The sequence below is a fragment of the Nocardia sp. 852002-20019_SCH5090214 genome, from assembly GCF_001665865.1.
Classification (GTDB): domain Bacteria; phylum Actinomycetota; class Actinomycetes; order Mycobacteriales; family Mycobacteriaceae; genus Nocardia; species Nocardia nova.
The window spans coordinates 1-22,527 of sequence record NZ_LZMK01000404.1 but is presented as its reverse complement, the minus strand read 5'-3'; the positions used below and the strand labels follow the sequence as shown (position 1 = coordinate 22,527).

Here is a 22,527-nt window from a genome sequence, read left to right as displayed (position 1 = left end):
GTGACGGATAAAGCGGCGAGCCGGACCGCGGTGCTGGTCTGTCAGGGCCGGGCAGTGGCCGACGGGCGACTGGCGGTCGGGCGATTCTCGGATCCCATTGCGGCGCAATTACTTCACGACGACGAACTGGCGGCGGTGCGGCGCGCCCGAGCCGAGCATCCCCCCGGCGGCTGGCGGGAGCGGCTCGAATACGAGATGCTCACCGCCACGGCCGCCGTCCTCGCGACCCGCACCGTCGTCATCGACGAGGCGATCCGCGAGGCGTCCGCCGCGCAGTTGGTGCTTCTCGGCGCCGGACTCGACGGGCGGGCCTGGCGGACGGATCACCCCGCGGCCGACGTATTCGAGGTGGATCATCCTGCCTCGCAACGGGATAAGCGCGAACGGGTGGGCACACTGGTGCCGGTCGCGAAGTCGCTGACCTATGTGCCGGTGCAATTCGGCCGCGACGACCTGGGGGCGCGACTGACCGAGGCGGGCCATCGCGCGGAGGCGACGACCACGTGGGTGTGGGAGGGGGTCCTGCCGTATCTGACGCAGCCGCAGGTCGAATCGACGCTGGCGGTCGTCGCCGCCCGCAGCGCGCCCGGCAGCCGGCTGATCGCGACCTATCCCACCCCGAACCGCCTCGCCGGACTGGGCCGGGCCGGTATGCGCCTGTTCAGCAAGCTGTCCGGTGGCCAGGATCCGCTCGCGGACGAACCGCACGTATCGGCGTGGTCGCCGGCGGATATGGCCGCGCTGACAACGCGTTACGGGCTCACCGTCACCGCCGATGTGGAGTTGATCGAGGCGGCGCGCCGGCTCGGCGTACCGGCCCGCCAGTCCCGTGCCTACGGATTGGGGCGGGCGCTGATCGCCGACCGCGCCTGACCGCGATCAGCCGCAGCAGCCGCCCCCGCAGCAACCGCCGCCGGTCGGCGCGGGCGGTGCGGCGGCCGACCCCGCGGCCTTACCGGTCAAGGCGACCGTGGTGAGCAGTTTGACGGTGTCGCTGTGGCCACCCGGGCAGAGAGCCGGGTCGCCGGATTCGCTCATCGGCCGGGTCAGTTCGAACGATTCCGTACATTCCCGGCAGCGGTAGGCGTAGGTCGGCATGAGGAAATTATGTCGCGTCCGCGGCGGACCGGATCGCCAGGGTCCGGCCAGCTTCGCTCGAAATCCGGCCGTGATCGTCGGTGAGCGCCCGGCCTGGGTGGGCCATGACCGCATCATCTGCCTCCCTCATTCCGGTATCCGAGCCGCCCGGCCGTGTTACTGTCCTGGACACATGTCCGGCATCGTGTCCGGGTGAAGGGAGTCCGCGGATGACGGCAATGGCGGAGGTCGTGGTGGACGCCGAGCGGATCACCCCACAGTGGTTGAGCCGGGCGCTGTCGACGCCGGTGCGCGCGGTCACCGCGACGCCGGTGGGCACCGGGCAGATGGGTTCGGTGTTCCGGCTCGAGATCGACGGCGAATCGGCGCCCCCGCGGTTGATGGCGAAACTGCCCGCCGCCGACCCGGCCGCGCGTGCCATGGTCGCGGGCGCTTATCGGCAGGAGATCCGCTTCTACCGCGAGATCGCACCCACCGTCTCGGTGCGGGTGCCCACCTGCCATTTCGCCGAATTCGCCGGTGACGGAGCGGAATTCACCCTGCTGCTCGACGATCTCGCGCCGGCGCGCCAGGGCGATCAGATCGCGGGATGCACGGTGGCGCAGGCGAACGCGGCGGTCCGGAATCTGGCGGGACTGCACGGTCCCCGCTGGTGCGATCCCGGCTTGTCCGCGATCGAAGGGCTGAACTTCAACGGTGCGGCCGAGGCGCAGGCCCTGTCGGAGTTGTACGGTCCGGCGACGGAGATCTTCCTCGAGCGCCTGGGAGAGCGGCTGTCCCCGGCCGACCGCGACACCTTGCGCGCCTGTGTTCCCGGCATCGCCGACTGGCTGCTGGCGGCGCCCGATCGTTTCGCGCCGGTCCACGGCGACTACCGCTTGGACAATCTGATGTTCTCCGAGGACAGTGGCGAGGTCGAGGTGTGGGCGCTGGACTGGCAGACGCTCGGTCTCGGATTGCCGGCGCGTGATCTGTCGTATTTCGTCGCCACCGGTCTCGAACCGGACCTCCGGCGGGCGCACGAGGACTCCATCATCGAAACCTATTGGCGCGCACTGTGTTCCTACGGCGTCGGCGATTACACACTGGATCAGTGCCGGCGCGACTACGGTTTCGCCCTGGTGCAGGGGCCGCTGGTCGCGGTGTTCGGCGCTGCCTACGGCACGGTCACGCCGCGCGGGGACGAGATGTTCGCCGCGATGGTGCGGCGCAGTTGTGCCGCGATCCGCGATTGGGACGCACTCGATCGGACACCGGCGTAGTGCACTTGCTCAGCGGAGGCAGGAGTTCGCGCGGCCGGGCGTGACGACGGCAGCGCGCGCCCCGGTTCAGGCGGCGCGGGCGGCTGCTTCGGGGGCAGGCGCGGTGACCTGTTCGCGGGTGCGCATCGAGGCCCACAACGCGGCCGTCGCGACGATGCACGCGGTGGCGCCGCCGACGTGCACGACCACCAGCGCCGCGGGAACGTGTGTGAAGTACTGGACGATGCCGACGAGCGCCTGGGCGCAGACCGTGGCGATCACCACGATCAGACGCATCCGGATCGCGCGGGTCATCCCCACCGCGGCCAGTCCGAAGCCGAGGCCGACGAGCAGCGCCAGATACGCCACGAGCAGTTCGGCGTGGGCGTGCACCAGGGTGACGATCTCGATCTGCAGGCGCGCCACCGGCCGTTCGGTGCTCTTGTCCCCGGCGTGCGGTCCGGCGCCGGTGACCAGGGTGCCGGCGATGAGTGTGCCGGTCATCGCGACCGCGCTCAGTGCGGTCAGCCAGCGCAGGGGTGCCGGGACCTGCACGACGTCGACCCCGTCGTCGGGTTCGCCGACCTTGGCGAACAGCAGCGTCGCCAGCCACACCATCAGCATCGAGGCCAGCAGGTGGACCGACACCGTCCACCACAGCAATCCGCTGCGCACGGTGATTCCGCCGATCACGGCCTGCAGCACGGTGCCGCCGGGCATCAGCCAGGCATAGACGACGACCTCGCGCCGCCGCCGGGCGCGTACCACGGCGAGCACGATCAGCGCCGCGCACAGCGTCACCGCGAAGGTGAGCATGCGATTGGAGAATTCGACCGCCTGGTGGAGCGCCGGAACTTCGGCGTGGGCGGTGGGGGTGAAACTGCCGGGGAAGCACTGCGGCCAGGTCGGGCAGCCCAGGCCGGAGGAGGTGACGCGCACGATCGCGCCCGTCACGGAGATGCCCGCCTGGGACAGGATCACCGCCAACGCGAAGATGCGCTGCACCCGCAGGGAGGGCAGCGGCAGAAAGTCGACCAGTCGCACAAACGCGCGTGACAGCACGAAACGATGGTAGACGCAGCCGGATCCGCGCCCGCACCGGGGCTACTACGTTGTGTCGTTGCCGTCACACCCGGGTCGGGTCCGGTGATTCAGTCGAAGCGGAACCAGCGCGTCGCGAGCCAGCCCGTCACCGCGCCCCACACCACGAGCACCGCGATGCCGTACCAGTCCACGCTGGTGTGCAACGCTTGGTCCAGTGCCTCGGCCAGCGCTCCGGAGGGGATCAGTCGCGCGATCAGCGTCACCGCGTGCGGGAGGCTGTCGGAAGCGAAGACCAGGCTCGCCACTCCCAGCATCACGAACCACAGGATGTTGGCGAGCGCGAGCACGATCTCGGCCTTGAGGGTGCCGCCCAGCAGCAGTCCCATCGCGACGAAAGCGGCGGTGCCCAGCATGATGACGAACGCGCCCAGCAGCAGGCCGCCGATCGAGGGCCGCCAGCCCAGTGCGACGCCGATCAGGCCGAGCAGAACCGATTGCAGGACCACCACGATCAGCACCGCCGCGCATTTGCCGCCGACGATGCCCCAGCGCGGTAATGCCGTGGCGCCCAAGCGTTTCAGCGCACCGTAGCGGCGGTCGAAGCCGACCGCGATGGCCTGGCCGGTGAACGCGGTGGACATGATGGCCACCATCATCACCGCCGGCACGATCCGGTCGACCTTGTGGTGTTCGCCGAGGCTCGAGCCCAGCGGCAGCAGAGTCAGCCCGATCAGCAGCGTGATCGGGATGAACATGGTGAGCAGGAGCTGTTCGCCGTTGCGCAGCAACAGGATCAGTTCCATGCGGGTCTGCGCGGTCAGCATCGCCAGGCGCGGGGCCGGCCGCGGTGCGGGGCTGAAGGTGCCGGGGGTGAAACGAGGGGCGGTCCGGGTCATCCGCGCAGCTCCCGTCCGGTCAGTTCGAGGAACACATCCTCCAGGCGGCGCTGGTCGATGCGAATGTCGGTGGGCAGCACGTCGATTCGCGCGCACCAGGCCGTCACGGCGGCCAGCACCTGCGGGGTGATGTCGCCGCACAGCAGATAGGAGCCGGGCGCGGTCTCGCTGGGCGCGAACCCTTCCGGCAGTGCGCTCTCCAGCAGCGACAGGTCGAGTTTCGGCGGCGCGCTGAAACGTAGTTGGCCTTCCGCGCCGGCGGAGGTCACCTCGGCCGGGGTACCGGCGGCGACGATGCGGCCGTGATCGATGATCACCAGCCGGTCGGCCAGCTGTTCGGCCTCGTCCATCATGTGCGTGGTGAGCAGAATGCCGACGCCGTCGCGGCGCAGCGCATCGATCAGCTCCCACACCAGATGCCGGGCCTGCGCGTCCATTCCGGCCGTGGGCTCGTCGAGGAAGACCAGCTCGGGCCTCCCCACCAGCGCACACGCCAGCGCGAGGCGCTGCTGCTGACCGCCGGAGAGCCGCCGATACGGGGTGCGGCGAGCGTCGTGCAGGCCTAGGGTGTCGAGCAGCCATTGCGGATCGAGCGGATCGGCGGCGTAGGAGGCGACCAGATCGAGCATCTCGCCGGCCCGCGAACCCGGATAGGCCCCGCCGCCCTGCAGCATCACACCGATGCGCGGGCGCAGGCGATCCGAATCGGCGACCGGATCCAGCCCGAGCACTCGCACCGAACCGGCGTCGGGGGAGAGGAACCCCTCACACATTTCGACTGTGGTGGTCTTCCCGGCGCCGTTGGGCCCCAGCAGCGCCAGCACCTCCGCACGTCCGACCTCGAAAGCGATCCCGTCCACGGCGGTGGTGTCGCCGTAGCGTTTCACAACACCGTCGATACAGACAGCGGGTTCCGAGGCTGCGCTCACGATGAGACACCGTATGCCGGGCCCGGCTGTGACGGAGCAGACACCCCTGTCCGGTTACGCCAGGGCAGCAGGTTCCGGGTCACCGCGATGAATCCGAGCGCGACGATGACCACGGCGACCGCCGCCTCGATGATCTGGAAGACCCCGAAATCCGCGCCGCGCGGCATCAGGATCACGCTCACGACCGCGGAGAACACCACGGCGGGGACCCGGAACGCGGGAGTGGTCGCCCACGCCGCGAGCGGCATGATCGCCCACAGCAGATACCACGGCTGCACGACCGGGAACAGCAGCACTATCGCCGCGAGCGACACACCCATCGCGCCGACCGGCTGCAACCGCCCGGTCCACGTGGCGATGAGCATGCGCATGGTGATCAGCGCCGCCACGACCGCGGCGATCGGGCGGGTAATGCTCAGCAGCGCGGTGGTGTGGTCGCCCAGTCCCAGCAGCACGCCGCCGAATCCGGTGACGATGCCGACCGCGGTGGGTAGCGACATCCAGCTGCGCACGGTGCTGGCGGCATTGAGGGTGTGTGTCCAGCCGAAACCGAGCCCGGAGGTGTAACTGACGAACAACGTGGTGACCACGGTGATCGCGCCGAGGACCGCCGCGGCGGCCAGCAACGGCCGCCAGCCGCGCCCCCAGCGCCGGGCCAGGGCCATGCCGACGAATCCGAGCGCGATGATCGAGGGGATCTTCACCGCCGACGACAGCGTGATCACCACGGCGCCGAAGGTCAGCAGGAGCCAGCCGCGCTGGTCGAACCCGCCCAGCCCGGATGTGTGCTCGGTAGCCAGCGCGCGCAGGCAGAACTCCACCCCGGCCAGCATCAGGCCCAGCATCAAGGCTTCGTTGTGCACGCCGCCGACCAAATGGAACAGCACCAGCGGATTGGCCGCGCCCAGCCACAGCGCGCTGACCGGCGCGACTCCGCAGCGCCGCGACAGGCGCGGCAGCGCCCAGACGATCAGAGCCACCCCGGCCAATGCCAGCAACCGATGCGCCCATACGCCGACGATGATGTTGTCGCCGGTCACATGGGCGATCCCGCGGCCCATCCAGACGAACAGCGGTCCGTACGGGGCGGGAGTGTCGCGCCAGATGTTGGGCACGTTGTAGGTCAGCACGTTGTGCAGGCCCAGGCCGGTGGCCGGGCCGACGGCGTACGGGTCGAGGCCGCGGGCCGCGATCTCGCCCTGCGCCAGATACGAATAGACATCGTTGGAGAACAGCGGCGGCGCCACCGACAGCGGGATGATCCACAGCAGCAGCGTGCGATCCAGCTGCGAGCGGCTGAGCCGATGGACGGGGGAGCCGCCGAAACCGCCGACCGCGAAGCGGCCGAGCAGCAGCCACGCCATCACGACGAAGACCGTGCCGATCATGCACAGCGCCAGCGACGAGGTCTGCCAGCGTGCGAAGACGCCGATCACCCGGACACCGGAGACCGGATTCTGCAGTACCGGCTGGGCGGCGACGCCCAGCGCGCTGATCGCCATGAGCACCGAGCCGGTGGCGCCGAGCAGCCGAATTCGTTTGAACTGCGCGGTTTCCCGGCTGTCCAGCCCCGGCGCGTCGGCTTCGACGGTGTGTAGTACCGCGATGGTGTGATCGGCGGGCGGGACGTCCAGGCCCAGGGCCCGGCGTCCGATCTCGATGCTCCTACGCCATGCGCCTTCCACAACCGCCACGGAGGTCAAGCGTAGCCGGGGTGGGAGCCGCGGCCGTCGCAACGTCGCGGCGCGGGCCGTGCCATATTGCACCGGCGGTCGATGCCCAGGTCGGAGCCGCATCCGGCTGCGATTCAGGGCACCCTTACTAGAATGCGGGAAATAATTCCGTCACACTGATGTTGTGAAAACCGTGGGTTTGCGGGAGAACGAGGTGAATACCGAGCGTCAGCAGGGCGCCCGGCCTTCCGCCGCGCCCGCGGCCGCCGCCGGTGAGGGGCATACTCGCGCGGCCGTCGTCCAGCTGCTGCTGGAGGAGGGGCCGATCACCGCGACGGCCATCGGGCAGCGGCTGGGTCTGAGCCCGGCCGGCGTACGTCGTCATCTCGACGCGCTGATCGAATCCGGCGAGGCCCGGGCCATGCGCTCGGCACCGTGGCAACAGCAGGGCCGCGGTCGTCCCGCCAAGCAGTTCCAGCTGACCGCGGCCGGTCGCGGCCGGCTCGGCCACGCCTACGACGATCTGGCGGGAGCCGCGATGCGGCAGCTGCGCGAGATCGGCGGCGAGAACGCGATCATGGATTTCGCTCGCCGTCGCGTCGGTGTGATCGTCGCCGGTATCGATCGCCTGGCTCAGCACACCCCGGCCGCCACCTCGGAGAAGGCGGAGGAGATCGCCGAGGCGTTCAGCGACGCCGGATTCGCCGCCACCACTCGCAAGGTCGGTTCCGGTGTGCAGATATGCCAGCATCACTGCCCGGTCTCGCATGTGGCCGAGGAGTTCCCGGAACTGTGCGCCGCCGAACTCGAGGCGTTTCGCGAGCTGCTCGGAACCCACGTGCAGCGGCTCGCGACCATCGCCAACGGTGATTGCGCCTGCACCACCCACGTACCCCTGTCCGTTCCCCCGACGAGCAATCCCCCGACGAGCAATGCTCAGCCCGCCACCCGCGCCGTTGTACAGCCCGCAACGGCAGCTCGAAACGACTCCGGAAGGAGTGCCGAATGACGTCGACCACCGCGGCGAGCCGTGAATCCGATGCGCCCCAGAACCAGCCCCTGACCCAAGAGGAGACCATCGCCTCGCTGGGTACCTACGGCTACGGCTGGGCGGATTCGGATATCGCCGGCGCCAGCGCCAAGCGCGGCCTGTCCGAGGACGTCGTGCGCGACATCTCGGCGAAGAAGAACGAGCCCGAGTGGATGCTCAACGCCCGCCTCAAGGCGTTGCGGATCTTCGACCGCAAGCCGATGCCGAGCTGGGGCTCCAACCTCGAGGGCATCGACTTCGACAACATCAAATACTTCGTGCGCTCGACCGAGAAGCAGGCCGAGAGCTGGGAAGATCTGCCCGAGGACATCAAGAACACCTACGACAAGCTGGGCATCCCGGAGGCCGAGAAGCAGCGCCTGGTCGCCGGTGTGGCCGCCCAGTACGAGTCCGAGGTGGTCTATCACCAGATCCGCGAGGATCTCGAGGCCCAGGGCGTCATCTTCCTCGACACCGACACCGGCCTGCGCGAGCACCCGGAGATCTTCCAGCGGTACTTCGGCTCGGTGATCCCGGCCGGCGACAACAAGTTCTCCGCGCTGAACACCGCCGTGTGGTCGGGTGGCTCCTTCATCTACGTCCCGCCGGGCGTGCACGTCGACATCCCGCTGCAGGCCTACTTCCGGATCAACACCGAGAACATGGGCCAGTTCGAGCGCACCCTGATCATCGTCGACGAGGGCGCCTACGTGCACTACGTCGAGGGTTGTACCGCGCCGATCTACAAGTCCGACTCGCTGCATTCCGCGGTCGTGGAGATCATCGTGAAGAAGGGCGGCCGCTGCCGCTACACCACCATCCAGAACTGGTCGAACAACGTCTACAACCTGGTCACCAAGCGGGCCAAGGCAGAGGCGGGCGCGACCATGGAATGGATCGACGGCAACATCGGCTCCAAGGTCACCATGAAGTACCCGGCGGTCTGGATGACCGGCGAGTACGCCAAGGGTGAGGTGTTGTCGGTGGCGTTCGCGGGCGAGGGGCAGCACCAGGACACCGGCTCGAAGATGCTGCATCTGGCGCCGCACACCTCCTCGACCATCGTGTCGAAGTCGGTGGCGCGCGGTGGCGGCCGGGCGTCCTACCGCGGCCTGGTTCAGGTCAACAAGGGTGCGCACGGCTCCAAGTCGACCGTGAAATGCGATGCGCTGCTGGTGGATACGATCAGCCGCTCCGACACCTACCCCTACGTCGACATCCGCGAGGACGACGTGACGATGGGCCACGAGGCCACCGTCTCCAAGGTGTCCGAGGATCAGCTGTTCTACCTGATGAGCCGCGGCATGACCGAGGACGAGGCGATGGCGATGGTGGTGCGCGGCTTCGTCGAGCCCATCGCCAAGGAACTGCCGATGGAATACGCGTTGGAGCTGAACCGGCTCATCGAGCTGCAGATGGAAGGAGCGGTCGGCTGATGCCGGTCGAGAATGTGGCTGTCGCGGGCGAGGCCCGCATCCCGGCCGTCAACAAGGGTGAGCTGTTCGCCTCGTTCGACGTGGGCGCCTTCGAGGTGCCCTCGGCCCACGACGAGGCCTGGCGGTTCACCCCGCTGCGCCGGCTGCGTGGCCTGCACGACGGCACCGCGGTGCGTGACGGCCGAGCGGGTATCGAGGTCGCTGCCGTCGACGGCTCGGTGATCGACGGTGTGACGGTCGAGACCGTCGGCCGTGACGACGCCCGGCTCGGCGAGGGTGGGGTGCCCACCGATCGTGTTGCCGCCCAAGCCTATTCGGGTTTCGAACAGGCCACCGTGGTGTCGGTCGGCGCCGAGACCGAGGTCGGCCGCCCGGTCGTCGTCCGGGTCACCGGCCCCGGCGCGGACAAGACGGCCTTCGGACATCTGCAGATCCGGCTCGGCAACTTCGCGGTCGCGACGGTGGTCATCGATCAGCGCGGCAGCGGAACCTACGCGGAGAACGTGGAATTCGTGCTCGGCGACAGCGCCAAGCTGACCGTGGTCGCGGTCCAGGACTGGGACGACGACGCCGTGCACGTCACCGCCCATCACGCCAAGCTGGGTCGCGATGCCGTGCTGCGGCACACCGATGTGACCCTCGGCGGCGATCTGGTGCGGCTGACCGCGACCGTGCGCTACGACGGCCCCGGCGGCGACGCCGAACTGCTGGGCCTGTACTTCGCCGACGACGGACAGCATTTCGAGCAGCGCCTGCTGGTCGACCACGCACAGCCGCACTGCAAGTCGAATGTGCTGTACAAGGGTGCGCTGCAGGGCGATCCGAGCTCGGCCAAGCCCGACGCGCACACCGTCTGGGTCGGCGACGTGCTGATCCGCGCGGAGGCCGAGGGCACCGACACCTACGAGGCGAACCGCAATCTGGTCCTCACCGACGGCGCCCGTGCCGATTCGGTGCCGAATCTCGAGATCGAGACCGGTGAGATCCTCGGCGCCGGCCACGCCTCGGCGACCGGCCGATTCGACGACGAGCAGCTGTTCTACCTGCGTGCTCGCGGTATTCCGGAGGAGGCCGCCCGCCGTCTGGTGGTGCGTGGTTTCTTCCACGAGATCATCCAGAAGATCGCGGTCGTCGAGATCCGGGAGCGGCTGGAGTCGGCCATCGAGGCCGAACTCGCCGCCATCGGTGCCTAGCACCGACGCGTCCCGGCAGCCCGAAACCTCCACCAGCCCAGAAGGAATGCAATGACCACCCTCGAAATCAAGGACCTGCACGCCGAAGTCGCCAATCCCGACGAGAACGGCGAGCCCATCAAGATCCTCAAGGGCGTGAACCTCACCGTGAAGTCGGGCGAGACCCACGCCATCATGGGCCCGAACGGCTCCGGCAAGTCCACCCTGTCCTACGCCATCGCCGGACACCCGAAGTACACCGTGACCCAGGGTTCGATCACCCTCGACGGCGAGGACGTGCTGGCCATGTCCGTCGACGAGCGCGCCCGCGCCGGCCTGTTCCTGGCCATGCAGTACCCGGTCGAGGTGCCGGGTGTGTCCATGTCGAACTTCCTGCGCACCGCCGCGACCGCCGTGCGCGGCGAGGCCCCGAAGCTGCGCCACTGGGTCAAGGAAGTCAAGGAGTCGATGGGCGAGCTGGAAATCGACGCCGCCTTCGCCGACCGCAGCGTCAACGAGGGCTTCTCCGGCGGTGAGAAGAAGCGCCACGAAATCCTGCAGCTGGGCCTGCTCAAGCCGAAGATCGCCATCCTCGACGAGACCGACTCCGGTCTGGACGTCGACGCGCTGCGCATCGTCTCCGAGGGCGTCAACCGCTACAAGGAGCGCGAGAACGGCGGCGTCCTGCTGATCACCCACTACACGCGGATCCTGCGCTACATCCAGCCGCAGTTCGTGCACGTGTTCGTGGGCGGCCGCATCGTGGCCGAGGGCGGCTCCGAGCTGGCCGACGAACTCGACGCCAACGGCTACGTCCGCTTCACCCAGACCGCGACCGCGGGAGCCTGATATGACCGCTGTGACACGCACACTCGACGTCGCCAGGATCAGGGCCGATTTCCCGATCCTGAACCGGACGGTGCGTGACGGAAAACCGTTGGTGTACCTGGATTCCGGGGCCACCTCGCAGCGACCGCTGGCCGTCCTGGACGCCGAACGCGAATTCCTCACCCACACCAACGCCGCCGTGCACCGCGGCGCGCATCAGCTCGCCGAGGAGGCGACCGACGCCTACGAGGGCGCCCGGGCCGATATCGCGCGCTTCGTGGGCGTGGAGGCGAACGAGATCGTCTTCACCAAGAACGCCACCGAGTCGCTGAACCTGGTGACGTATTCGTTCTCCGACGACCGCTTCCCGTACCACGTGGGACCGGGCGACGAGATCGTGATCACCGAGCTGGAGCATCACGCGAATCTCGTTCCGTGGCAGGAACTCGCGCGTCGCACCGGCGCCACCCTGAAGTGGTACGGCATCACCGACGACGGGCGCATCGATCTGGATTCGCTGGAACTGTCGCCCGCGACCAAGGTCGTCGCGTTCACCCATCAGTCGAATGTGACCGGTGCGGTCGCCGACGTGCCCGAGATGGTGCGCCGCGCCAAGGCGGTCGGCGCCCTGGTGGTGCTCGACGCCTGCCAGTCGGTCCCGCACATGCCGGTGAACTTCCGTGAGCTCGGCATCGATTTCGCCGCCTTCTCCGGGCACAAGATGCTGGGTCCGTCCGGTGTCGGCGTGCTCTACGGCCGCTACGCCCTGCTCGAGGAGACCCCGCCGTTCATCACCGGCGGATCCATGATCGAGACGGTCACCATGGAAGCCACCACCTACGCGGCGCCGCCGCAGCGGTTCGAGGCCGGCGTGCCGATGACCTCGCAGGTGGTCGGATTGGGCGCGGCCGTGCGGTATCTCGAGGCGATCGGGATGGACGCCGTTGCCGCGCACGAACATACGCTGGTCGGCGCCGCCCTGGAGGGACTCGGCGCGATCGACGGCGTGCACATCGTGGGACCGACCGAGAACGTGGATCGCGGTGGCGCGGTGTCGTTCGTGGTCGACGGAATCCACCCGCACGACGTGGGCCAGATCCTGGACGACGAGGGCGTGGCCATCCGCGTCGGGCACCATTGCGCCTGGCCGCTGATGCGCCGGCTCGTCGTACCCGCCACCGCCCGGGCCTCCTTCGCGGTCTACAACACCCTCGACGAGGTGGAGGCGCTGGTGGCCGCGGTCCGTAAGGCACAGAAATTCTTCGGTGTGGCCGACCGTTGAATCCGGTGAGCGCGAGCGACCAGTGAACGGGGCGTGAGATTTCGCAATGCGTATGGAACAGATGTACCAGGAAGTGATCCTGGACCACTACAAGCATCCGCACCATCGCGGGCTGCGGGAGCCGTTCGGTGCCGAGGTGCATCACGTCAACCCGACCTGCGGTGACGAGGTGACCCTGCGGGTGCACATCGACGACAACGGTGACGTCGCCGATGTGTCCTACGACGGGCAGGGTTGCTCGATCAGCCAGGCCGCCACCTCGATCCTCACCGATCAGGTCATCGGCCAGCCCGTGCAGCAGGCGCTGAAGGTGGTCGACTCCTACAGCGAGATGATCTCGAGCCGCGGCACGGTCGAGGGCGACGAGGACATGATCGGCGACGGCATCGCGCTGGCCGGTGTGTCGAAATATCCGGCCCGGGTGAAATGTGCCCTGCTGGGCTGGATGGCGTTCAAGGACGCCGTGGTGCGGATAACCTCGGCCGAAGAGACCAAGCGGACCATGGGCAACAGGTCCGCGGGAAATGGGGAACGTCATGACTGAGACGCCGGCAACCGAACAGACGGACACCGGGGCCGAACTGTCCCAGGAGCAGATCGCGCTGCTCGAGGATATGGAAGAGGCGATGCGTGACGTCGTCGACCCCGAACTCGGCATCAACGTGGTCGATCTGGGACTGGTCTACGGGATGCGGGTCGAGGAGGACGTGGCCGTCCTCGACATGACTCTCACCTCCGCGGCCTGCCCGCTCACCGACGTCATCGAGGACCAGTCGCGAAACGCGCTGGTACGCAGCGGTTTGGTGGAGGATCTGAAGATCAACTGGGTCTGGATGCCGCCGTGGGGTCCGGACAAGATCACCGACGACGGCCGCGAGCAGCTGCGCGCACTGGGCTTCACGGTCTGATTCTCGTCACCGGGTAGGGGGCGAAGTGGACATCCGGGTTCGCCGTGGAGCAGGATCGCCTGCGTCCAGTACGCAGACTCGAACGGGGTGGATTCACGGATGTCCCATATGTTTACGCGCGTCCGCTCGGCGGCCGTCGCGGTGATGGCCGGTGCGGGTTTCGCGGTGGCCGGTGCCGCCGGTTCGGCTCAGGCCGACGGTGACCTGCACGGTGCGATCGCCTACTCCGACAGCAGCGGAGTGGTCGCCGCGGCCACCAATTTCGCCGACGCGCCCAGCGCGGATGCCGCGGCCCGGGCGCACTGCGGCCGCGGTGATTGCCGCGTCATCTTGGATTTCAGCAACGGCTGCGGTGCTGTCGCCCAGGGAGCGGACGGCCGGATCGCGGTCGGCTGGGGTCCGACCCAGGTCGAGGCGGAGAAGCAGGCGAGGGATTTCCTGGGGCCGAGCGCCCCGCCGTTCCCCGACCTGGGGAGCGCGATCCCGCGCCCGGCGAACATCGCCTTGAGCAGTTGCACCGCGAACGCGCACTGAACGTTTCACACCCGCGGCGGCCGACCTGATTCCAGGTCGGCCGCCGTGGTTCTCCCCGGGAAGGCCTGCTGCGCGATATCGTGAGGGCCGAATTGCAGGACCGGCCGAAACGGTAGGAGCAGCAGTGGATTTCGACATACCCTCCGAGCTCAGCGACTATCTGGCCGAACTGGATGCCTTCATCGACCGTGAGATCGTGCCGCTCGAACGCGAGAACGACAACATCCGCTTCTTCGACCACCGCCGAGAGGACGCGCGCACCGACTGGGATCGCGGCGGGCTGCCCAGCGCCGAGTGGGAGGAGTTGCTCGCCGAGACCCGCCGCCGAGCCGATGCCGCCGGGCACTACCGCTACGCATTCCCACCCGAATACGGCGGCCGCGGCGGCGACAACCTCGATATGGCCGTCATCCGCGAACACCTCGCCCGCCGGGGACTCGGCCTGCACTGCGATCTGCAGAACGAACATGCCGTGGTCGCCAACAACGTGGGCCTGCTGCTGATGCTGGAATACGGTTCGCCGCAACAGCAGGCGGAGTGGGTGGAGGGCCTGGCGGCGGGCACGAAATTCTTCGCCTTCGGCATCACCGAACCCGAACACGGTTCCGACGCCACGCATATGGACACCCGCGCGGTGCGCGACGGCGACGGCTGGGTGATCAACGGCGAAAAGACCTGGAATACCGGCATTCACACCGCCGACGCCGATCTGATCTTCGCGCGCACCGCCGGCGAGGCGGGTGACGGCACCGGTATTACCGCATTCCTGGTGCCACGCGATACCCGTGGATTCACGGTCGAGGAATATCTGTGGACCTTCAACATGCCCACCGATCACGGGCGGGTCACCCTGCGCGATGTGCGCGTCGGCGCCGACGCCGTCTTCGGACCCGAGGGCCGCGGTCTGGCGGTGGTCCAGCACTTCTTCAACGAGAACCGGATTCGCCAGGCGGCGTCGAGTCTCGGAGCGGCGCAATACTGCATCGACCGGGCGGTGGCGTATGCCAAGGAGCGCAAGCCCTTCGGCAAAGCGCTCGCCGAGAATCAGGCGATCCAGTTCCCGCTGGTCGAATTGCACACCCAGTGCGAGATGTTGCGCACGCTGATCCACAAGACCGCCTGGACCATGGATCGGCACGGCACCTTCGCCGCGTCCGAACAGGTGTCGATGTGCAATTACTGGGCCAACCGATTGTGTTGTGAGGCAGCCGATCGCGCCATGCAGGTGTTCGGCGGCCTCGGCTATTCCCGCCACCAGCCCTTCGAACACATCTACCGCCACCACCGCCGCTATCGAATCACCGAGGGGGCGGAGGAGATTCAGATGCGGCGAGTAGCGGGCTACCTGTTCGGATTCATGTCCTCCCGGGCGCCCAAGGGCGTGTGAGCAGCGCGAAACGGCCCCGCGTCCGGTGAGGAAACCGCGGGGCCGTGAAGGCGCTGGGTAGCGACGTTACTTCTGAGCCTGCACCACGATGGTGCCGACGATCTTGTCGGCGAAGGTCTGGTTCTTCTCGTCCCACAGCGGCCACAGGTAGCCGAGGCCGCACAGGGCGTTGTCGAGAATGTGGCAGAGCTTGCGCACGAAGGCCATGCCGAAACCGAGCACCTGACCGTCGGCTTCCTTGATCACGCGGATGCCGACGACCTTCTTGCCGGGCGTCTGACCGGTCGTGCCCTCCTGATGGATGAGCCACAGTCCGAGGCCCACACCCGCGGCGATGGCCAGCAGCAACAGGATGATGCCGACCGCGGTCAGGCCGCCCCCCGTGCACGTGCTGGAGTAGGAATACGACGAGCTGTACGGGTCGTCGTCGAACGAGCAGTCCACGTCCTTGGTGCCGAGCCCGAACGCGAGCCCGTACAGGATGGCCAGCGGGACGCCGACGATCAGCGCGTCGATGAGGTAGCCGCCGACGCGCGCGAACCAGCTGGCGTACGGTGCGGGCGGGCCGAATCCCGGCTGCTGATAGCCGTATCCGGGTCCGGCCGGCGGGTAACCGGGCGCACCGTAATTCGGTTGTGCCGCACCGTATCCCGGAGGCGGTGTCCCGTAACCCGGAGGGGGAGCGGCATATCCGGGCGGCGGCGCGCCGTAACCCGGCGGGGGTGCGCCGTAGCCCGGCTGCGGGCCGGCGGGCGGATACCCGTAGCCCGGTTGCCCCGGCTGGCCGTACGGGCCGTTCGGGTCCGACGGGTTGGTCATATGTGGTTCCTCCGGAAGCTGGTGGTACGGGGACGATCCGGGCCCCGACCGGGTCGAACTGTGATTGCACCGTACGGTAACCGCCAGGCCCCGCCAAAGTATGGCCGACCCGCGCGCAATGGGCGCGCCGAACAGTCGGATATCTCACGATTGCCTGATTCGGCGAATGTCCCGGAATCGGCGCGGACGGGGCGCTATGCCCCCTTGCGAGTCTGTTTCGTGGCCTTGGGCGCCGCTTTCTTCGCGGTCGACTTGCTCGCCGACTTGCCGGTGGATTTCGACGCGGCCCGCTTCGTGGTTGCCTTCGCGGTCGACTTGGCCGCGGATTTCGAGGCGCGGCCCCGGCTCGACTTCCCGGATTCCCCACCGCGGCCGGTGGCTTCGAGGCTGCGCTGCAGCGCGGCCACCAGATCGACCACCTCGGCATCCATCTGCGCCGGTTCTGCCTCTTCGTGGCGGGTGACGCGGTCGGATCCCGATTCGATGGCCTCGTCGAGCAGCTTCTTCAGCTCGATCTGATACTCGTCGGTGTACTGATCGGGATCGAAATCCTCCGACATGCTGTCGACCAGCGTCTGCGCCATCGCGACCTCCTGCGAGCGCGGCGCGGCGGCATCGTCGAGCGATTCGAATTCGGCGGCCCGCACCTCGTCCGGCCACAGCAGCGTCTGCAACACCAGTACCCCGTCACGCACCCGCAGCGCCGCCAGCCGCGTCTTCTGCCGCAGCGTGAAATGCACCAGCGCGACCCGGTCCACCTGATCGAGCGTCTTCGCGAGCAACACGTACGCCTTGGGTGTCGTGGAGTCGGGCTCGAGATAGTAACTGCGGTCGAACAGGATCGGATCGATCTGCTCGGAGGGCACGAACTGCAGCACCGGAATCTCGTGCTTCTCGGCCACCGGCAACTTCGCGAAATCCTCGTCGGTGAGAATCACCTTGTCGCCCTCGGGCGACTCGTACGCCTTATCGATATCCGCGAAGGCCACCGACTGCCCGCACACCGTGCAGACACGGTCGTACTTGATCCGTCCGCCGTCCTTGGCGTGGACCTGATGAAACCTGATGTCATGGTCCTCGGTGGCGGTATAAACCTTCACCGGAACATTCACCAGCCCGAACGCGATGGAACCCTTCCAGATCGATCGCATGGAGTCGATGCTACTGATGACCGGTTGGTTTTGTCCGGTGAAGCGGCGCGACCTGCGGGTTCGCGGTTGTTGGTGAGTGTCGCCGGTTGCTGATTGTTGCTGTTTGTGGACCTGTGGACGTCCTGATACAAACGTCGTTTGCCCACGTGCAGTGCTATTTTCGAGACGTTTCGCGCCGACAGCTGAACCGTCCGTCAGGGTCGATTCGCCGTTTTGACCGCTTTGGCTGGCGCGCAATGTTGTGATACGGATATGCGCATCTAAACATTAGTCGCGACTGTGTCGGCGCGCACGTGGTCAACGTGCGGCGGCGGATCGGATGAGGTGCAAAGCGCGTTGTTCAAACTCGAAAAGCTCGCTGCCGCAGAGAAATCGGCCGACGTTATCCGCCGCGAGGCGACCAAGATCGACAAAACGGTGACCGACTTCGCGACCGAGGTCGAATTGGTGCTCGCCGAAGCGCTCACTGCCCTCACGATCAGCGCCGGGCCGACGTCTCTGACTATGGTCAACACCGACGTCGCCTGAGCATCTCCTTCCCCGATTTCCGCCCGGTCAACGAGCAGCAGCCGCCCCGTTAGGCGAAGTGGACCAACGCGTCAATCGCGACGCGCCGGTCCCGTTCCCATCTTCGGTGTGCCCCGGCGGGGCACTGTGAACATGGGACCGGGTCCGAACTGCGATTTCCTAAAGGGCAGTTGGCTATTGACGCTGATTACCAGCTGTGAATCGGGTGTTTCGTCGCTGATGCCCGGCAGGTCGTGACGTGCTCGTGCAGCTGCGCCGTCACCCCGAAACGAGCAAACAGCATCCGCCACGCTCGGCCGTTGCTCACCACCCATCGCGGTGAACACTGCCTGCCTCGTCGGTCGGGTCGAACTGGCGCCCGGTGGGCGTGGCGTGAGTGGCGGCAGGACTATCGGCTTGCCCGGGGGACGGCAATGGCGGTCAGCGTGTTCGTGGGTGACGTGTCTGCCATCTGCTCGATCTCCCAGTCAGGCACCGGCCGCGCTTGCCGTAGAGCGAGGCCGGTGCGCTACTCGGCGGTGATGTACCCCGTCTTCACCAGCAGTGCGTCGCGCATCTCGGTGACGAGTTCCTGTATCGGCTTCGTCTCGCCGGCAACGCTCTTCGCCTCTTCAACGGCTTCGCCGATGAGCTTGGCCTGCTCGATCGAGACGATATGGAATGTGTGGTGCTTCTTGAACTCCTTGCCGACATTGCCGGCCAGCCCGCCTTCGAGGCAGAGCTTGCTCAGCAGGTCGACTTTTGCGACCCCGGAGCCCTCGCTGAAGTCGAGGTCGGCCAGATCCACCCACACGATATTGGGTGCGGTGGTCGACTCGAAGACGTAGCGGAGGTTTGTCAGGTCACAAACCGTTTGCCACAGCGTCTGCGAGGCGTCCGGCTTGCCCGGCTCGGCGAGGCGGAATGGCTGGGCGGCGTTGTGGATGATGCTGTACATCGCCGCGATGGCCTGCAGCTGGGTCTTCGGCTGGACCTGATGTTTCACGTAGTACAACGCGCGGGCGAACCGATCGCGAGCATCGCACGTGCCCGGCAAGGGGGCGTCGCCGCCGAGCCCCTCGAAATTCTTCACCAGTTCGAGCTGCTTGTCATAGGTCGGTGAATTCGTCATCACGAGGTAGTCCTGGCTGTGGAAAATATTCAGTTCGCCGCCGATGTACTCGAGGATCACGGAGTCGCCGGACGCATCGTCCAGCGCGAGGTGGATCGCCGGGTGACTACCGCCGGTCGGATCCGTCATCGGGACCACCTGCGGGTCGTTCTGCCGGGTCCAGTCCACGGCCGCAGCGACGGTGGGGAAGTTGTCCAGGTAGTACTGCAGCCACACCGACATCGCCAATTGAGGACGTGAATCATCGGGTTTGCCGTACTCCGACTCGGCCAGCCACAGCACATGTCCAGCCATGCCCTTCTCATTGATGCCGTCCGCCGAGAGGATGTCGTAGACACCGGAGACGACACTGCCGTACTTGGCCATCCAGCGGAGCTTGCCTCTGACTCGATCGTCGCGCTCGATACCGCGTGGAAGCTTCCAAATGTTGGTATGCAGCTCCTGGTGGAAGTCCATGTTGCGACCGACGATGACTGCTCCGCCGGCATCCGGCCAGATCACACGAGTGCACATGAAATGGGTCCCACTTTCTCCTCGACATGGGTCCATCGCCTTGGGGATGCGCCGATTTGGCAGGGAGAAGCCGTGACGCCATGCTAGGCCACGCCATCCCGGTAGGCAGGGATCTGCTCGGAATGGCACGAACCCGGGCCGTCCGTGCCGAGATTGGGACCAGCTATGCCGCTGGTCCGGTCACTTTGTGTCCGGGCCCGCGCGGCGGTGTAGATGCGAGAGCACACATGCGGTGACCGCAGAGATCGACCTATGGAAACAGTGCCCACTGAGCCCGGATCCACCGGTCGATGAGCTGGTGAAAGTAGGCGGAGATGCCTTGGAGCTGCAATGATCGGGTTGTCGAAGCTCAAATCAGGCTGACCGGTCCCCGATGGCGCGGCCGGTGATCGAGGCCATGGTCGCGTGCGAACAGTCGAATACATCCGCATCGACACCACATGCCCCAGGTTGGGGCGAGAATCGAGCGCGTTGTGACCGTGTCGTGGCGGCGTTTTCCCCGACGGTCCTAGTCCGACCAGAGAGGATGCGTCAGCTGTGGCGAAGACGATGAGCCTGCTGAACGTCGACTGGGTTCGGTCACTCGATGTCGCCAACGCGGCGGCGGTCCTTCTGTCCGACGCCGCCCGGTACACATCTCCCGATCGATGCGGGTGGAGCAGTTGAGTAGCCATTGCCCGCGCCTCGCCCCGGATCGATGTCGGCCGGGGTTGTGGCGCGACTGATTTCGAAATCTCTGCGGGTCGGTGGTAGGTGGAGGAGGGGTGGCATCGCGCAACGATGCCGCCGGAGAAGTCTCACTGAGCCCATATCCCTCGAGGATGACGCAACCGAACGAGGTTCACACACGAGGTCACCTTCACCGATGTCATCGATCATCACCCTCTCTGGCGGCGGCTCGATGTCGGCGCCGACGAACTCTGGCCGCGACGGGTGAACACCGCGCGGAACCGGCGGTGAACCCCGCGCTCCAGCCACCGCGGCCGGGCGCGGTGGTCCTCCGATCACCGAACAGAGGAGGGTCGTCGCGTCCGGGCCAGCGGTCGGGTGGCTCGGTTGGCTGCGGGTGCCGCGATCTACTCGGCATCGGACTCATCCGCCCGATTCGATTCCTGCGGGCCCGCTGCCGGGGCCTCGGTGAGCGCGGCGGCGTGGCTGCGGCCCGCCGATCCCCAGCCGGTGTGGGATTCGGCGCGCATGCGTTCGATCATGTGCGGGTAGTGCAGTTCGAAAGCTGGTCGCTCAGAACGGATTCGGGGCAGCTCGTAAAAGTTGTGCCGCGGCGGCGGGCTGCTGGTCGCCCACTCCAGAGAGTTGCCGTAGCCCCACGGATCGTCGGCGGTGACGACTTGGCCGTAGCGGTAGCTTTTGAACACGTTCCACACGAAGGTGATCATCGAGAACCCGAGGATGAACGACCCGATCGTAGAGATCGTGTTGAGGGTGGTGAACCCGTCGGCGGGAAGGTAATCGGCGTAGCGGCGGGGCATGCCTTCGGCGCCGAGCCAGTGCTGCACCAAGAATGTGGTGTGGAAACCCAGGAACGTGGTCCAAAAGTGCAGCCGGCCCAGGCGTTCGTCGAGGAAGCGGCCGGTGAACTTCGGGAACCAGAAGTAGATGCCGCCGAAGGTCGCGAACACGATCGTGCCGAACAGCACGTAGTGGAAGTGCGCGACGATGAAATAGGTGTCGGTGATGTGGAAATCCAGCGGCGGGCTCGCCAGCAGCACCCCGGACAGGCCGCCGAACAGGAAGGTGGTGACGAATCCCAGCGACCACAGCATCGGGGTTTCGAACGTCAAGTGCCCCTTCCACATGGTGCCGATCCAGTTGAAGAACTTCACCCCCGTAGGTACCGCGATGAAAAACGACATCAGGGAGAAGAACGGCAGCAGCACCGCGCCGGTAGCGAACATGTGGTGCGCCCACACCGCTGATGAGAGTGCGGCGATGGCGATGGTCGCGTACACGAGAGCGGTGTAGCCGAAGACGGGTTTGCGGCTGAACACGGGAAGGATTTCGGTGATGATTCCGAAGAAGGGTATCGCCACGATGTAGACCTCGGGGTGGCCGAAGAACCAGAACAGATGCTGGTAGAGGATCGGGCCGCCGGTGGCCGGGTCGTAGATGTGCCCACCGAGATGTCGATCCACCTCCAGGCCCATCAGGGCGGCGGTCAGGATCGGGAACGCTTCGAGCACCAGAATGCTGGTGACGAGGATGTTCCAGGTGAAGATCGGCATCCGGAACAGGGTCATGCCCGGCGCGCGCAAACACACGACGGTGGTGATCATGTTGACTGCCCCCAGGATTGTGCCGACACCCGAGACCGCCACCCCCATCACCCATAGGTCGGCGCCGACGCCGGGGGAGTGCACGGCCAGGCTCAGCGGCACATACGCCGTCCACCCGAAATCCGCCGCGCCACCGGGGGTTATGAATCCTGCGGTCGCAACGGTGGCGCCGAACAGGTAGAGCCAGTAACTGAGCGCGTTCAACCGCGGGAACGCCACATCGGGAGCGCCGATCTGTAGCGGCAGCACGCAGTTGGCGAACCCGAACACGATCGGTGTCGCATAGAACAGCAACATGAGTGTGCCGTGCATGGTGAACAACTGGTTGTACTGCTCATTCGACAGAAACTGCAGCCCGGGCCGTGCGAGTTCGGCACGCATCAGCAGCGCCATCAACCCGCCGATGAGGAAGAACGAGATCGCGGTGAAGATGTACATGACGCCGAGCAGTTTCGGGTCGGTGGTGGTGACGATCTTCCACATCGCCGCGCCCTTGGGGCCCATCCGCGCCGGGAACGGGCGCTCGGCCTGCGGGACGGGCTGGATTTCGACGGGCGCTGCAGACAACGGTGAATCCCCTCTCGGTCGACATCCTCGGCGGGCGTGGTGGTGCGTACCCCGGCCGTTGAACGATCGGACCTGTCGGTGCATCG

21 protein-coding genes are annotated in these 22,527 nt (G+C 67.0%); 12 read left to right on the top strand and 9 right to left on the bottom strand.

Annotation, left to right across the window (positions count from 1 at the left end; all coding sequences use genetic code 11):
- Positions 1 to 873 carry an SAM-dependent methyltransferase gene (locus A5780_RS33870; RefSeq protein ID WP_064911087.1) on the top strand — a complete coding sequence of 291 codons (873 nt, stop codon included), beginning with the start codon at positions 1 to 3 and terminating at the stop codon, positions 871 to 873.
- A 6-nt stretch (positions 874 to 879) separates the two neighbouring features.
- Here the strand turns inward: A5780_RS33870 and A5780_RS33865 are convergent, their stop codons facing one another.
- Positions 880 to 1,098, bottom strand: coding sequence for a zinc ribbon domain-containing protein (locus A5780_RS33865; RefSeq protein ID WP_030518435.1), 219 nt, complete (start codon positions 1,096 to 1,098; stop codon positions 880 to 882).
- A gap of 209 nt (positions 1,099 to 1,307) precedes the next feature.
- Between A5780_RS33865 and A5780_RS33860 the strand changes: the two genes are divergently transcribed.
- Positions 1,308 to 2,360 (top strand): ecdysteroid 22-kinase family protein, encoded by a 1,053-nt coding sequence (locus A5780_RS33860; protein WP_227462761.1) that lies wholly within the window; start codon positions 1,308 to 1,310, stop codon positions 2,358 to 2,360.
- A 66-nt stretch (positions 2,361 to 2,426) separates the two neighbouring features.
- Here A5780_RS33860 and A5780_RS33855 read toward each other — a convergent pair whose 3' ends face one another.
- The 4 genes from A5780_RS33855 to mptB form a co-directional block, all read right to left on the bottom strand.
- Entirely contained in the window at positions 2,427 to 3,401 is a 975-nt protein-coding gene (locus A5780_RS33855) for a heme A synthase (protein ID WP_064902643.1), read from the bottom strand.
- 89 nt (positions 3,402 to 3,490) lie between these two features.
- Positions 3,491 to 4,279, bottom strand: coding sequence for an ABC transporter permease (locus A5780_RS33850; protein WP_064911086.1), 789 nt, complete (start codon positions 4,277 to 4,279; stop codon positions 3,491 to 3,493).
- Positions 4,276 to 5,208 carry an ABC transporter ATP-binding protein gene (locus A5780_RS33845; RefSeq protein ID WP_064911085.1) on the bottom strand — a complete coding sequence of 311 codons (933 nt, stop codon included), beginning with the start codon at positions 5,206 to 5,208 and terminating at the stop codon, positions 4,276 to 4,278. The genes A5780_RS33850 and A5780_RS33845 overlap by 4 nt, the downstream gene beginning before the upstream one ends.
- The gene (mptB, locus tag A5780_RS33840; RefSeq protein ID WP_063013336.1) at positions 5,205 to 6,902 is read right to left on the bottom strand and encodes a polyprenol phosphomannose-dependent alpha 1,6 mannosyltransferase MptB; all 1,698 of its coding nucleotides are present in this window, start codon (positions 6,900 to 6,902) and stop codon (positions 5,205 to 5,207) included. The genes A5780_RS33845 and mptB overlap by 4 nt, the downstream gene beginning before the upstream one ends.
- 163 nt (positions 6,903 to 7,065) lie before the next feature.
- On the opposite strand from mptB, the gene A5780_RS33835 reads away from it, so the two are divergent.
- From A5780_RS33835 to A5780_RS33795, 9 genes are all read left to right on the top strand, one after another.
- Positions 7,066 to 7,890: a metalloregulator ArsR/SmtB family transcription factor gene (locus A5780_RS33835; RefSeq protein ID WP_082856946.1), complete on the top strand. Its 825-nt coding sequence runs from the start codon at positions 7,066 to 7,068 to the stop codon at positions 7,888 to 7,890.
- Positions 7,887 to 9,347, top strand: a complete 1,461-nt coding sequence (sufB, locus tag A5780_RS33830) for a Fe-S cluster assembly protein SufB (RefSeq protein ID WP_063013289.1) — start codon at positions 7,887 to 7,889, stop codon at positions 9,345 to 9,347. Before A5780_RS33835 ends, sufB begins: the two co-directional genes overlap by 4 nt.
- Positions 9,347 to 10,540 (top strand): Fe-S cluster assembly protein SufD, encoded by a 1,194-nt coding sequence (gene sufD / locus A5780_RS33825; protein WP_063013288.1) that lies wholly within the window; start codon positions 9,347 to 9,349, stop codon positions 10,538 to 10,540. The genes sufB and sufD overlap by 1 nt, the downstream gene beginning before the upstream one ends.
- Positions 10,541 to 10,591: 51 nt before the next feature.
- The gene (gene sufC / locus A5780_RS33820; protein WP_036502483.1) at positions 10,592 to 11,368 is read left to right on the top strand and encodes a Fe-S cluster assembly ATPase SufC; all 777 of its coding nucleotides are present in this window, start codon (positions 10,592 to 10,594) and stop codon (positions 11,366 to 11,368) included.
- A gap of 1 nt (position 11,369) precedes the next feature.
- The gene (locus A5780_RS33815) at positions 11,370 to 12,629 is read left to right on the top strand and encodes a cysteine desulfurase (RefSeq protein WP_064911084.1); all 1,260 of its coding nucleotides are present in this window, start codon (positions 11,370 to 11,372) and stop codon (positions 12,627 to 12,629) included.
- 46 nt (positions 12,630 to 12,675) lie between these two features.
- On the top strand, positions 12,676 to 13,173 hold the full coding sequence (gene sufU / locus A5780_RS33810; protein WP_063013284.1) for a Fe-S cluster assembly sulfur transfer protein SufU: 498 nt from the start codon (positions 12,676 to 12,678) through the stop codon (positions 13,171 to 13,173).
- Positions 13,166 to 13,537 carry a metal-sulfur cluster assembly factor gene (locus A5780_RS33805; protein WP_063013282.1) on the top strand — a complete coding sequence of 124 codons (372 nt, stop codon included), beginning with the start codon at positions 13,166 to 13,168 and terminating at the stop codon, positions 13,535 to 13,537. Before sufU ends, A5780_RS33805 begins: the two co-directional genes overlap by 8 nt.
- 99 nt (positions 13,538 to 13,636) lie before the next feature.
- Positions 13,637 to 14,071: a DUF4189 domain-containing protein gene (locus A5780_RS33800; RefSeq protein WP_082856945.1), complete on the top strand. Its 435-nt coding sequence runs from the start codon at positions 13,637 to 13,639 to the stop codon at positions 14,069 to 14,071.
- Between the two features lie 124 nt (positions 14,072 to 14,195).
- Positions 14,196 to 15,458, top strand: a complete 1,263-nt coding sequence (locus A5780_RS33795; RefSeq protein ID WP_064911083.1) for an acyl-CoA dehydrogenase family protein — start codon at positions 14,196 to 14,198, stop codon at positions 15,456 to 15,458.
- A gap of 66 nt (positions 15,459 to 15,524) precedes the next feature.
- On the opposite strand, the gene A5780_RS33790 is transcribed toward A5780_RS33795, so the two are convergent.
- Together A5780_RS33790 and A5780_RS33785 are read right to left on the bottom strand one after the other, a co-directional pair.
- On the bottom strand, positions 15,525 to 16,277 hold the full coding sequence (locus A5780_RS33790) for an RDD family protein (RefSeq protein ID WP_064911082.1): 753 nt from the start codon (positions 16,275 to 16,277) through the stop codon (positions 15,525 to 15,527).
- A 194-nt stretch (positions 16,278 to 16,471) separates the two neighbouring features.
- Positions 16,472 to 17,428 carry a Ku protein gene (locus tag A5780_RS33785; RefSeq protein ID WP_064906495.1) on the bottom strand — a complete coding sequence of 319 codons (957 nt, stop codon included), beginning with the start codon at positions 17,426 to 17,428 and terminating at the stop codon, positions 16,472 to 16,474.
- Positions 17,429 to 17,752: 324 nt separating this feature from the next.
- On the opposite strand from A5780_RS33785, the gene A5780_RS33780 reads away from it, so the two are divergent.
- Positions 17,753 to 17,956, top strand: a complete 204-nt coding sequence (locus A5780_RS33780; protein WP_146102251.1) for a hypothetical protein — start codon at positions 17,753 to 17,755, stop codon at positions 17,954 to 17,956.
- 508 nt (positions 17,957 to 18,464) lie between these two features.
- Here the strand turns inward: A5780_RS33780 and A5780_RS33775 are convergent.
- Positions 18,465 to 19,580 carry a linear amide C-N hydrolase gene (locus A5780_RS33775; RefSeq protein WP_064911081.1) on the bottom strand — a complete coding sequence of 372 codons (1,116 nt, stop codon included), beginning with the start codon at positions 19,578 to 19,580 and terminating at the stop codon, positions 18,465 to 18,467.
- A gap of 1,076 nt (positions 19,581 to 20,656) precedes the next feature.
- On the bottom strand, positions 20,657 to 22,378 hold the full coding sequence (gene ctaD, locus A5780_RS33770; protein ID WP_063013271.1) for a cytochrome c oxidase subunit I: 1,722 nt from the start codon (positions 22,376 to 22,378) through the stop codon (positions 20,657 to 20,659).
- Positions 22,379 to 22,527: the final 149 nt, after the last annotated feature.

Excerpts from the sequence above, each read along its gene's own strand:
- A5780_RS33785 (WP_064906495.1), bottom strand. The coding sequence starts at position 17,428 with ATGCGATCGATCTGGAAGGGTTCCATCGCGTTCGGGCTGGTGAATGTT.
- sufU (WP_063013284.1), top strand. The coding sequence starts at position 12,676 with ATGCGTATGGAACAGATGTACCAGGAAGTGATCCTGGACCACTACAAG.
- A5780_RS33775 (WP_064911081.1), bottom strand. The coding sequence starts at position 19,580 with ATGTGCACTCGTGTGATCTGGCCGGATGCCGGCGGAGCAGTCATCGTC.
- A5780_RS33805 (WP_063013282.1), top strand. The coding sequence starts at position 13,166 with ATGACTGAGACGCCGGCAACCGAACAGACGGACACCGGGGCCGAACTG.
- sufC (WP_036502483.1), top strand. The coding sequence starts at position 10,592 with ATGACCACCCTCGAAATCAAGGACCTGCACGCCGAAGTCGCCAATCCC.
- ctaD (WP_063013271.1), bottom strand. The coding sequence starts at position 22,378 with ATGGGCCCCAAGGGCGCGGCGATGTGGAAGATCGTCACCACCACCGAC.
- A5780_RS33790 (WP_064911082.1), bottom strand. The coding sequence starts at position 16,277 with ATGACCAACCCGTCGGACCCGAACGGCCCGTACGGCCAGCCGGGGCAA.
- A5780_RS33815 (WP_064911084.1), top strand. The coding sequence starts at position 11,370 with ATGACCGCTGTGACACGCACACTCGACGTCGCCAGGATCAGGGCCGAT.
- A5780_RS33860 (WP_227462761.1), top strand. The coding sequence starts at position 1,308 with ATGACGGCAATGGCGGAGGTCGTGGTGGACGCCGAGCGGATCACCCCA.
- A5780_RS33865 (WP_030518435.1), bottom strand. The coding sequence starts at position 1,098 with ATGCCGACCTACGCCTACCGCTGCCGGGAATGTACGGAATCGTTCGAA.
- sufD (WP_063013288.1), top strand. The coding sequence starts at position 9,347 with ATGCCGGTCGAGAATGTGGCTGTCGCGGGCGAGGCCCGCATCCCGGCC.
- A5780_RS33850 (WP_064911086.1), bottom strand. The coding sequence starts at position 4,279 with ATGACCCGGACCGCCCCTCGTTTCACCCCCGGCACCTTCAGCCCCGCA.
- sufB (WP_063013289.1), top strand. The coding sequence starts at position 7,887 with ATGACGTCGACCACCGCGGCGAGCCGTGAATCCGATGCGCCCCAGAAC.
- A5780_RS33800 (WP_082856945.1), top strand. The coding sequence starts at position 13,637 with ATGTCCCATATGTTTACGCGCGTCCGCTCGGCGGCCGTCGCGGTGATG.